Raw genomic sequence first — 12,004 nt, forward strand, 5'->3', positions numbered from 1 at the left:
GGCAGGGCTCAGTCAGTTCAGGTCGAGGAAGTGTTCCAGGCCGAACGTGAGGCCGGGAGTGGTCACCACGCGGCGCACGCCGAGCAGGATGCCCGGCATGAAGCTGCTGTGGTGCAGGGAGTCGTGGCGGATGGTGAGCGTCTCGCCCTCGCCGCCGAGCAGCACTTCCTGGTGTGCGAGGAGGCCGCGGAGCCGGATCGCGTGGACGGGGACGCCGTCCACGTCCGCGCCGCGGGCGCCGTCCAGGGCCGTGGCGGTGGCGTCCGGCTGCGGGGCGCAGCCGGCCTTGCGGCGGGCGTCGGCGATCAGCTGGGCGGTGCGGGTGGCGGTGCCCGAGGGGGCGTCGACCTTGTTGGGGTGGTGCAGTTCGACGACCTCGACGGACTCGAAGTAGCGGGCGGCCTGCTCCGCGAACTTCATCGTGAGGACGGCGCCGATGGAGAAGTTCGGCGCGATGAGCACACCGGTCTCCGGGGAACCGGCGAGCCAGGTGTTCAGCTGCGCGAGCCGTTCGTCGGTCCAGCCGGTCGTACCGACGACGGCGTGGATGCCGTGCCGGACGCAGAAGTCGAGGTTGTCCATCACCGACGCGGGGGTGGTGAGTTCGACGACGGCCTGGGCGCCGGATTCCGTGAGGGTCTCCAACTTGTCGCCACGGCCCAGCGCGGCCACCAGCTCCATGTCGTCGGCGGCCTCGACGGCTCGTACCGCCTCGGATCCGATACGGCCCTTGGCGCCGAGAACGGCCACGCGCAGCTTGCTCATTGCTCTGGTTCCTTAACGGTGGGGTTAGGAGACCGCTTCTTCGAGGCGGTCGGCCTGCTTGTCCTTGAGCGGACCGATGACGGAGAGGGAGGGGCGGTGTCCGAGGACCTCGCCCGCGACCGCGCGCACGTCGTCGGGGGTGACCTGTGCCATCCGGGCCAGCATGTCGTCGACCGACATCTGGTCGCCCCAGCACAGTTCGCTCTTGCCGATGCGGTTCATCAGCGCGCCGGTGTCCTCCAGGCCGAGGACGGTGGAGCCGGAGAGCTGCCCGATGGCGCGGCCGATCTCCTCGTCGGTCAGTCCTTCGGACGCCACCCGGTCGAGTTCGTCCCGGCAGATCTTGAGGACGTCGTGGACCTGGCTGGGCCGGCAGCCCGCGTACACCCCGAAGAGTCCGCAGTCGGCGAAGCCCGAGGTGTACGAGTACACGCTGTAGGCGAGACCGCGCTTCTCCCGTACCTCCTGGAAGAGGCGTGAGCTCATGCCGCCGCCGAGGGCCGCGTTGAGGACGCCCAGCGCCCAGCGGCGGTCGTCGGTGCGGGCCAGGCCGGGCACGCCGAGGACTACGTGGGCCTGCTCGGTCTTGCGGTTCAGCAGCTCCACCCGGCCCGCGGTGCGCAGGGTGCGGGCGCCCTCGCGCGGGGCGACCGGGACGGCGTCGGTGCGGGACAGGGCGCCCGCCCGCTCGAACGCCTTGCGGACCTGGCGTACGACCGTGGCGTGGTCGATGTTGCCCGCGGCGGCGACGACCAGGTGCGTGGGGTCGTAGTGCTTCTTGTAGAAGCGGGTGATCCGGCCGCGGTCGAGCGCGTTGATGGTGTCGACGGTACCGAGGACCGGGCGGCCGAGGGGGGTGTCGCCGAGCATGGTGTGCGCGAACAGGTCGTGCACGCAGTCGCCCGGGTCGTCCTCGGTCATCGCGATCTCTTCGAGGATGACGCCGCGCTCGGCGTCGACGTCCTCTGCGGTGATCAGCGAGCCGGTCAGCATGTCGCAGACGATGTCGATGGCCAGCGGCAGGTCGGTGTCGAGGACCCGCGCGTAGTAGCAGGTGTACTCCTTCGCCGTGAAGGCGTTCATCTCGCCGCCGACCGCGTCGATCGCGGCGGAGATGTCCAGGGCGCTGCGCTTGGCGGTGCCCTTGAAGAGGAGGTGTTCGAGGTAGTGCGTCGCGCCGTTCAGGGTGGGGGTCTCGTCGCGTGATCCGACGTTGGCCCAGATGCCGAAGGTGGCGGAGCGTACGGAGGGCAGGGTCTCGGTGACCACCCGAAGACCGCCGGGCAGCACGGTGCGGCGGACCGTACCGATGCCGTTGGTGCCCTTGAGAAGCGTTTGGGTACGGGCGACGGCCCGCGCCTTCGAGGAGGCGCGGGCCGTCGTCACGGAACTACGGGACGTCACTTGGCGGCGTCGTCCTTCTTCTCGTCCTCTTCACCCTCGATGACCGGGATCAGGGAGAGCTTGCCGCGCGAGTCGATCTCACCGATCTCGACCTGGACCTTGGCGCCGACCGCGAGCACGTCCTCGACGTTCTCCACGCGCTTGCCACCGGCGAGCTTGCGGATCTGCGAGATGTGCAGCAGGCCGTCCTTGCCGGGCATCAGGGAGACGAAGGCACCGAAGGTGGTGGTCTTGACGACCGTACCCAGGTAACGCTCGCCGACCTCCGGCATGGTCGGGTTGGCGATCTGGTTGATCGTGGCGCGGGCGGCCTCGGCGGCCGGACCGTCGGCGGCACCGATGTAGATGGTGCCGTCGTCCTCGATCGTGATGTCGGCGCCGGTGTCCTCCTGGATCTGGTTGATCATCTTGCCCTTGGGGCCGATGACCTCACCGATCTTGTCCACCGGGATCTTGACGGTGATGATCCGCGGGGCGTTCGGGGACATCTCGTCCGGGACGTCGATGGCCTCGTTCATCACATCGAGGATGTGGAGGCGGGCGTCGCGGGCCTGCTTCAGCGCGGCGGCCAGGACCGAGGCGGGGATGCCGTCGAGCTTGGTGTCGAGCTGGAGCGCGGTGACGAACTGCTTCGTGCCGGCGACCTTGAAGTCCATGTCACCGAAGGCGTCCTCCGCACCGAGGATGTCGGTGAGGGCGACGTAGTGGGTCTTGCCGTCGATCTCCTGGGAGATCAGACCCATGGCGATACCGGCGACGGCGGCCTTGAGCGGCACACCGGCGTTCAGCAGCGACATGGTGGAGGCACAGACCGAACCCATGGACGTCGAGCCGTTGGAGCCCAGCGCCTCGGAGACCTGGCGGATCGCGTAGGGGAACTCCTCGCGCGTCGGCAGCACCGGCACGATGGCGCGCTCGGCGAGCGCACCGTGGCCGATCTCGCGGCGCTTGGGCGAGCCCACGCGGCCGGTCTCACCGACGGAGTACGGCGGGAAGTTGTAGTTGTGCATGTAGCGCTTGCGGGTCACCGGGGAGAGGGTGTCCAGCTGCTGCTCCATGCGGAGCATGTTCAGGGTGGTGACGCCCAGGATCTGGGTCTCGCCACGCTCGAACAGCGCCGAGCCGTGCACCCGCGGGATGGCCTCGACCTCGGCGGCGAGCGTACGGATGTCCGTGACGCCGCGGCCGTCGATGCGGACCTTGTCCTTGATGACGCGCTCGCGGACCAGCTTCTTGGTCAGCGCACGGTACGCGGCGGAGATCTCCTTCTCGCGGCCCTCGAAGGCCGGGAGGAGCTTCTCGGCGGCGATCTCCTTGACGCGGTCCAGCTCGGCCTCGCGGTCCTGCTTGCCGGCGATGGTGAGCGCCTGGGCCAGCTCGGACGTCACGGCGGCGGCGAGCGCCTCGAAGACGTCGTCCTGGTAGTCCAGGAAGACCGGGAAGTCGCCGGTGGGCTTGGCGGCCTTGGCGGCGAGGTCCGACTGGGCCTTGCAGAGAACCTTGATGAAGGGCTTCGCGGCTTCCAGACCGGCGGCGACGACCTCCTCGGTCGGGGCCTCGGCGCCGTCCTTGACGAGCTGGATGGTCTTCTCCGTGGCCTCGGCCTCGACCATCATGATCGCGACGTCGCCGTCCTCCAGGACGCGACCGGCGACGACCATGTCGAAGACGGCGTCCTCGAGCTCGGTGTGCGTCGGGAAGGCGACCCACTGGCCCTTGATCAGGGCGACACGGGTGCCGCCGACCGGGCCGGAGAAGGGCAGGCCGGCCAGCTGCGTGGAGCAGGAGGCGGCGTTGATCGCGACCACGTCGTACAGGTGGTCGGGGTTGAGCGCCATGATCGTCTCGACGATCTGGATCTCGTTGCGCAGGCCCTTCTTGAAGGAGGGGCGCAGCGGGCGGTCGATCAGGCGGCAGGTGAGGATCGCGTCCTCGGAGGGCCGGCCCTCACGACGGAAGAAGGAGCCGGGGATCTTGCCGGCGGCGTACTGCCGCTCCTCGACGTCCACCGTGAGGGGGAAGAAGTCGAGCTGGTCCTTGGGCTTCTTGGAAGCGGTGGTGGCCGACAGCACCATGGTGTCGTCGTCCAGGTACGCGACGGCGGAGCCGGCGGCCTGCTTGGCCAGGCGGCCCGTCTCGAAGCGGATGGTGCGGGTGCCGAAGGTTCCGTTGTCGATAACGGCCTCGGCGTAGTGGGTCTCGTTCTCCACTAGCGTTTTCTCCGATACATATCGTCTTCTCGCCCCCACGCCCGTGTGGCGGGGGACGGTAGCGGAGAAGCCCTCCATCGGCGGGCCGGTCTTCGATCGAAGCACCCGGGGCGATGTGTCCGGGGGCCACTACCGAGGACCGGCGGCGGGGAGGTCTGCTTCTCGCTCGTCTGCGGTCGTTCTCCGACCAGGTTACTGAGATTCGGTTCTGCTTGGCATTTCCGGCCGTGCGGGCGAACCGTCACGTCCGGTGGCTGCCCACGTACGCACAATCGTACGTACAGCAAAGGGAGCGGCCCCCTCAGTGGTGGGAACCGCTCCCTTCACGGCGAACTACTTGGCGCCGCCGGCCGCACCGCGGCGGATGCCGAGGCGGTCGACCAGCGCACGGAAGCGCTGGATGTCCTTCTTGGCCAGGTACTGAAGGAGGCGGCGACGCTGGCCGACCAGGATCAGCAGACCACGACGGGAGTGGTGGTCGTGCTTGTGCGTCTTGAGGTGCTCCGTCAGGTCCGAGATCCGGCGGGAGAGCATCGCGACCTGGACCTCGGGGGATCCGGTGTCACCCTCCTTCTGGGCGAACTCGGACATGATCTGCTTCTTCGTAGCGGCGTCGAGCGGCACGCGTACTCCTCTTTGATGTTCGATGCGCCCACGAGTGCCCCTGGTCTTGATCGCAGGGGAGCTTCCATGACTCGGAGGCGAAGGTCCGATGAGCGCAGATCCCAGGATGATCCGGGAGCGCGTACACAAACGGCCGTCACACAGCGTACCAGTCCGGCGCAGCCGGGTCGGCCGCGCCGGGTGCCCGGGTCAGCTGGTGAGAGCGCGGATCGACTGGTAGAGGTCGAAAACGGCGAGGCAGAGGGGGATCAGCGTCAGGAGCACACACGCTTCGGCGATCTCCAGGAAGCGCCCCCAGAACGGGGTCACTCCCTTGCGCGGCACGATCAGTCCGATGGCGGTGATCAGAGCGGCGGCGCCCGCGACGGCCGCGGCCAGCCAGATCGTACGGATGTCGAGCGCGGTGCTGTCCCCCGTGGCGGCGTCGCGCAGCATTTCGAGCGGCGGGTTCAGGGACAGGCCGAGGCCCAGGAGCACGAGTGCGCCGAGCCCCGCCGCCAGTGCGCAGCCGACCTGGGCCGTGTAACGGAACAGGTGGGAACGCATCAGCATGGCGATTCCGGTGGCGAGCGCCAGCAACTGGCCCCAGATGCTGTCCGAGAATCCCAGGACGGCGGCGGCGCCCACGGCCACCAGCGCGCATCCGCCGACCAGGCCGACGAGCAGTTCGTGGCCGCGGCGCGCCTGGGCGGCGATGCGGTCGGCGTCGACCGGGCCCTGCGGGGCCGGTTCGGACGTCCCGTAGTCACCGGCGGTGGTGCGGGGCGGCTCGAAGCCGATGGGGAGGCGGGCGAAACGGGTGGAGAGACCGGGCAGGAAGGCGAGGACGCCCACGGAGAGCGGCGCGCACATCGCCGCGGTCTCGGCGGGTTCCAGGCCGGCGATGATCGCGACGAAGGTCACCAGTACGCCGACGGCTGCGGCGAACACGAACGCGACGAAGATTCCGTCCCCGCCGGGGGCGGCGATCATGAGGATCACCGCGACCACCAGTACGGCGGCGCAGGCGAGCAGGAACTGGAGCCTGCCGATGCCCTGCCCCTCGCTGAGCGACAGCAGCCCGGCGCCGGAGACCCCGGCGTTCGCGAGCGCGCCGATGCCCAGCGCCGTGGACGATCCCCGGTCGTCGTAGACGCGGGCACGTACGCAGGCGAGCGCGAGGGCGAGTACGGCGACGATCGCGGCGAGGACGCCCGGCAGCCCGTGCATGTCGTGCCGGGGGCCGGAGTTCCACAGCACGAAACCGAGCAGGACCAGCAGGAGCGCCCCCGCGAAGAGCCCGGCACCGCGCATGAGGCTGTCGCCCCAGAGGGTGCGGTCGCGGGCGACGGCGGTGGCGACCGCGTCGGAGACGTCGTCGAAGACCGCGGGGGGCAGCGACTCGGAGAAGGGGCGCAGGGACAGCAGCTCGCCGTCGAGGATGCGCTGACCGGCCAGGGTGCGCCCGCCGTCGAGGACGGTGCCGTCGCGACGTACCAGGTGATAGCCGACCGGTGCGCCCTGGGCGGGGCTCTGTCCCGACAGCCTGAGGATCTCCGGGTACAGGTCGGCGACGGGGATGTCCTCGGGCAGCGCCACGTCGACGCGGCTGTCGGGCGCGACGACCGTGACCCGGCAGAAGCCGGTTCCGTTGCCGGACGGAACTCCGGGACCGGGCCGACCTTGTCCGGTGGCCGCCGTTTGGGCCGTCATAGTCACCTGCTGCTCCCCCTCATCGTTCTCCGGAAACGAACCGGGGACCGCGGACCTCGCCGAGGGCCGTCCCGTGATCCCCTGCGGGCGCGAGACGACAACCACGGCACCTCGCCGCGTTGCCGGAACACCCGAATACATGCGGTATCCGGGCGTCCTTGCGCCTTGCGATGCACCGCATCCGACGCCGCACACCGATCCACCAGGGACCACGGGACAGCGCTAGCGCCCCGAACGGCCGTTTCCTTGCGGTAGTTAGCGAATGCTTACACGCGTTGCGACACCCTACCGCTCCCGGTGTCATTCCATACGCCAGTAGGATCCTCCCGCGGATGGAGCCCGTCGCCACGGGGGCGCCGATACGAACAGTTCTGTCCGGCAAGGGAATTGGTGAGCTGTGAGCCAGATTGTCGTCAAGCGCCCACCGCGGGCCCTGCCCTCCGAAGTGCCGGACGAGCAGGTGCAGTTGCAACCTCCGCCCGAGCTTCCTCGAGGTCAGCAGGAGGGGGTGATGATGCAGCTGCTGCCGATGCTCGGCATGGGCGGTTCCGTGGTCTTCTTCTTCATGACCCCGAACCCGATCATGCGGATCATGGGCATGATCATGATCGCCTCGACGGTCGCCATGGCCGTCGCGATGATGGTCCGCTTCCGGCGGGGGACCCAGGGACAGCTCGCCGACATGCGGCGGGACTACCTGAAGTACCTGACGCAGACCAGACGTTCCGTGCTGAAGACGGCCCGGAAACAGCGCGACGCGCAGTTCTATCTCCACCCGTCCCCGGACCAGTTGTGGGCGCTCGTCGCCGAGGGCAGCCGGGTCTGGGAGCGCCGCGTCGGTGACGCCGACTTCGCGCAGGTACGCATCGGCCTGGGCACTCAGGAACTCGCAACGCCGCTCATCGCACCCGACACCGCGCCGGTCGAAGAGCTGGAGCCGCTGACCGCCGGGGCGATGCAGCAGTTCCTGACGACCCACAGCACGCTGGACGGCCTGCCCATGGCGGTCTCGCTGCGCGCCTTCTACCACCTGACGATCAGCGGCGAAGCGGAGTCCGTCCGTTCCACGGCCCGCGCGATGGTCGGTGCGCTCGCCTCGCTGCACTCCCCCGAGGACCTGGTCATCGCCGTCGCGACGGACCGGGACGCCGCCCCGCGCTGGGAATGGACGAAGTGGCTTCCGCACGTCCAGGCCCCGGACCTCGTCGACGGTGCCGGCGTCCGCCGCCTGATCACCACGAGCGTCGCGGAGCTGGAGGAAATGCTCGCGCCCCGGCTCGACGGCCGGCCGCGCTTCCAGCCCGACGGCCAGCCGCTCATGGACCAGCCGCATGTCGTCGTCGTGCTCGACGGCCAGTCCGTGTCGCCGGTGTCCGCGCTCGCCGCGGCCGAGGGCCTCCAGGGCGTGACGGTCATCGAGGTCGTACCGGGCGAGGTCAACGGGGCACGCGGCGGCCTGTCCGTCGTGGTGCGCCCCCAGCTGCTCCAGCTGGAGTCCGGGCACGGACTGGTCTACGAAGGCGTTCCCGACCTGCTCAGCCAGGAGGCCGCCGAAGCGCTGGCCCGGCAACTGGCGCCGCTCCATGTGGCCACGGGCGGCGACGACGACGAGCCGCTTCTCGCCAATCTCGAATTCACCGATCTGCTGAACCTCGGTGACGCCGCCTCGATCGACGTCAGCAGGACCTGGCGGGCCCGTTCCCAGGCGGAACGGCTGCGCGTCCCGATCGGGGTCGGCGAGGACGGCAGCCCCGTGATGCTGGACCTCAAGGAAGCGGCGCAGGAGGGAATGGGGCCGCACGGCCTGTGCGTCGGCGCCACCGGTTCCGGAAAGTCCGAGCTGCTGCGCACGCTCGTGCTCGGCCTCGCCGTCACCCACACCTCGGAGACGCTCAACTTCGTCCTCGCGGACTTCAAGGGCGGTGCCACCTTCGCCGGTATGGCGCAGATGCCCCACGTCGCAGCGGTGATCACCAACCTCGCGGACGATCTGACGCTGGTCGACCGCATGGGCGACTCCATCAGCGGTGAGCTCAACCGCCGTCAGGAGATGCTGCGCGACGCGGGCAACTACGCCAACATCCACGACTACGAGAAGGCGCGTGCCGCGGGCGCTCCCCTGCAGCCCATCCCCTCGCTCGTCCTGGTCATCGACGAGTTCAGCGAACTGCTCACCGCCAAGCCCGACTTCATCGAGATGTTCGTGCAGATCGGGCGCATCGGCCGTTCGTTGGGCGTCCATCTGCTGCTGGCCTCGCAGCGCCTGGAGGAGGGGCGGCTGCGCGGTCTGGAGACCTATCTGTCGTACCGGATCGGCCTGCGCACGTTCTCGGCGGGCGAGTCCCGGGCGGCGCTGGGTGTGCCGGACGCCTACCACCTGCCCAACGTCCCCGGTTCCGGGTACCTGAAGTACGGCACGGACGAGATGGTCCGCTTCAAGGCCGCGTACGTCTCAGGGGTGTACCGCTCGGGCGCCCAGCCGGCCGTGTCCTCCGGCCCCCTGCCGGTGGACCGCAGGCCGGTGGTGTTCACGGCGGCTCCGGTGCCGGTGCAGTACGTGCAGCCGAGCCCGCAGCCCGACGCCCTGGTGCCCGACGCGCGTACGCCGGAGGACGACGCCCTGGCCGACACCGTGCTCGATGTGATCGTGCGCAGGCTTGAGGGCCGGGGGGCCTCCGCCCACCAGGTGTGGCTCCCCCCGCTGGACAACCCGCCGTCGCTGGACGAGCTGCTCCCGGGGCTCTCCCCGGTGGAGGGCCGTGGGCTGACCCAGCCCGGGTTCGAGGGTTCGGGCCGCCTCGTCGTACCGCTCGGCGTGGTCGACAAGCCGTACGAGCAGCGGCGCGACACGCTCTACCGGGACTTCTCCGGTGCGGCGGGTCACATGCAGATCATCGGTGGTCCGCAGTCCGGGAAGTCCACGCTGCTGCGCACGCTCATCGCGGGCTTCGCGCTCACCCACACGCCCCAGGAGGTCCAGTTCTACGGACTCGACTTCGGTGGCGGCGGCATGGCCTCCGTATCCGGCCTGCCGCACGTCGGCGGAATCGCCTCCCGGCTCGACCCCGAGCGGGTGCGACGCACGGTCTCCGAGGTGTACGGGATCATGGCGCGGCGCGAGGAGTACTTCCGCAGCGCCGGCATCGACTCCATCGCCACCTTCCGCCGGCTGCGGGCGCGCGGCGACATCTCGGCAACGGACCAGCCGTGGGGCGACGTATTCCTGATCATCGACGGCTGGGGCAACTTCCGTACGGACTACGAGGCCCTGGAACCGGCAGCGCTGGACATCGCGGCGCGCGGCCTCGGGTACGGCATCCACCTGATCGTCACGGCGTCGCGTTCCATGGAGGTCCGGGCCACACTCAAGGACCATCTGATGAACCGGCTCGAACTGCGGCTCGGCGACGTCATGGACTCCGAACTGGACCGCAAGGCCGCGGTCAACGTGCCCGCAGGGGTGCCGGGCCGTGGTCTCACGCCGGAGAAGTTGCACTTCATGGCGGCGGTACCGCGGATCGACGGCATCAACTCCGACAGCGACCTCTCCGAGGCGACGGCGGCCATGAACCAGGAGGTCGCCCGGCACTGGACCGCGGCGCCCGCCCCGGCGGTCCGGCTGCTGCCCCGCGAGCTCCCGGTGCACGAACTGCCCCCGGGCTACGCGCATCCGGAGCGGGGCGTCGCGTTCGGCATCGACGAGAACAACCTGGAGCCGGTCTTCCTCGACTTCGAGCGCGACCCGTTCTTCCTGGTGTTCGGCGAGAGCGAGTCCGGCAAGTCGAACCTGCTGCGGCTGCTCATCAAGCAGCTGAGCGAGAGGTACGACGGGAACACCTGCAAGTTCTTCGTCATCGACAACCGCCGAGCGCTCCTGGACGTCACCCCCACGACGCACCTGGCGGAGTACGTGCCCATGTCCAACAACATGGAGCACCACGTGGACGCGCTGTACGACCTGATGAAGCGTCGTACGCCGTCGCCCGACGTCACGGCGCAGGAACTGCGCGAACGCAGCTGGTGGAGCGGCCCGACGGTGTACGTGGTCGTCGACGACTACGACCTGGTCTCCACGTCCAGCGGAAACCCGCTGGCCAAGCTCACGGAGATGCTGCCGTTCTCACGTGACGTCGGCGTCCGGTTCGTCATCGCCCGCAGCACGGCGGGTGCCGGCCGGGCCCTGTACGAGTCGTTCATGCAGCGCATCATGGAGCTGGGCGCGCAGGGTCTGATGCTCTCGGGCGACCCCATCGAGGGCGACGTCCTCGGCAACGTACGACCGCGGCCGATGCCTCCGGGGCGCGGGGTCTTCGTCACCCGGCGGCGCGGGAATCCGCTGGTGCAGACGGGGCTCGTGGACGGTCAGCGGTAGGACCGCGGGCAGGAAGCACGGACGGGGCACGGCGACGGTCGATACGACCGGCCGTGCCCCGTCTGCGTTCCCTGCCTTCGTCATTTCCTGCACCTCCTGCATCTCCTCTGCATCTCCTGCATCTCCTGCGTTTCCGCCTTCCTGCCTGCCTGCCTGCCTGCCTCCGAGGCCGGATGCGTGACCGCCGACGCGACTGCCACTCGAAGGGGGGATATTTGGTGGATATCCATGGAGTCCAGCAATCGGTGAAACCCGGACAACCGGACTGAGTTGTGTCAGGTGGCGACCGTTTTCTCCTGTCAGCTGCCGGAGTGGAGCTGTGGAGTTCGGCAAAAAGGGCGCCCTGCACAGGTTCGGCGGCGTCACCTCGGCGCTATTACAGCGATTCCCGTCCATTGATTTCGCCCCTCGGAACCGGAGACCATGGCGGACCGTCCCGGACGGCCCGGGAACGGAGCAACGGGGAGGTTCACCGATGGCGTGGGATGAGTGGGAGCACCTCAAATCCGATGCGACGGCGCGTGGTTCCGCTCAGATGCAGCTGAATCAGTATCCGGCTGATCAAGGTGGCGGCCCTGCGCCGAGCTCGGCCTCGGGAAATCTGAAATCGAACAAGAAGTCATGGGTAAAGGCCGGCGAGGACGTAAAAGGCCTGATGGACGGCGTCGGCAAGGCGTTGACGAAACTGAGCAAGGGACAGGCAGGGCTGAGTGACACCGGCGGGTGCCGGAGTGCGGCCGCACAGAAGGATCTGTACGAATCCTGGCGAAAGTATGTCGTCGATGTGAGCAGTCGTTGCGACGGGTTAGGTGGGCTTTTAGAGAGCGCGGGACACGATCTTTCGAAGTCCGACCAGACGGTCAGGGAAGAGCTGGACAAGTTGCAGCTGAAGTACCAGGACACCGCGACCGTCGGCGGCCACACGAAAGAGAAGTGA

The 12,004-nt window shown here is 69.0% G+C and carries 7 protein-coding genes; 2 read left to right on the forward strand and 5 right to left on the reverse strand.

The window, feature by feature from the left end; translation table 11 throughout:
• Window positions 1-12: 12 nt before the first annotated feature.
• The 5 genes from dapB to eccD all read right to left on the reverse strand — a co-directional run bounded on the left by dapB (window position 13) and on the right by eccD (window position 6,695).
• Window positions 13-765: a 4-hydroxy-tetrahydrodipicolinate reductase gene (gene dapB / locus OG842_RS10450; protein ID WP_266729354.1), complete on the reverse strand. Its 753-nt coding sequence runs from the start codon at window positions 763-765 to the stop codon at window positions 13-15.
• 24 nt (window positions 766-789) lie between these two features.
• Window positions 790-2,169: a M16 family metallopeptidase gene (locus OG842_RS10455; protein WP_266729355.1), complete on the reverse strand. Its 1,380-nt coding sequence runs from the start codon at window positions 2,167-2,169 to the stop codon at window positions 790-792.
• A complete protein-coding gene (locus tag OG842_RS10460) occupies window positions 2,166-4,379 on the reverse strand; it encodes a polyribonucleotide nucleotidyltransferase (protein ID WP_266729356.1) in 2,214 nt (737 codons plus the stop codon). The genes OG842_RS10455 and OG842_RS10460 overlap by 4 nt, the downstream gene beginning before the upstream one ends.
• A 333-nt stretch (window positions 4,380-4,712) precedes the next feature.
• Window positions 4,713-5,003 (reverse strand): 30S ribosomal protein S15, encoded by a 291-nt coding sequence (gene rpsO / locus OG842_RS10465; protein WP_003965855.1) that lies wholly within the window; start codon window positions 5,001-5,003, stop codon window positions 4,713-4,715.
• 189 nt (window positions 5,004-5,192) lie between these two features.
• Window positions 5,193-6,695: a type VII secretion integral membrane protein EccD gene (eccD, locus tag OG842_RS10470; protein ID WP_266733514.1), complete on the reverse strand. Its 1,503-nt coding sequence runs from the start codon at window positions 6,693-6,695 to the stop codon at window positions 5,193-5,195.
• Window positions 6,696-7,092: 397 nt separating this feature from the next.
• Here eccD and eccCa point away from each other — a divergent pair, with 397 nt between their 5' ends.
• Both eccCa and OG842_RS10480 read left to right on the forward strand, forming a co-directional pair.
• Complete coding sequence (gene eccCa, locus OG842_RS10475; protein WP_266729357.1) at window positions 7,093-11,067, forward strand: type VII secretion protein EccCa; 3,975 nt, start codon at window positions 7,093-7,095, stop codon at window positions 11,065-11,067.
• Between the two features lie 475 nt (window positions 11,068-11,542).
• The gene (locus tag OG842_RS10480; protein ID WP_266729358.1) at window positions 11,543-12,004 is read left to right on the forward strand and encodes a hypothetical protein; all 462 of its coding nucleotides are present in this window, start codon (window positions 11,543-11,545) and stop codon (window positions 12,002-12,004) included.

The organism is Streptomyces sp. NBC_00376, assembly GCF_036077095.1.
Taxonomy (GTDB): domain Bacteria; phylum Actinomycetota; class Actinomycetes; order Streptomycetales; family Streptomycetaceae; genus Streptomyces.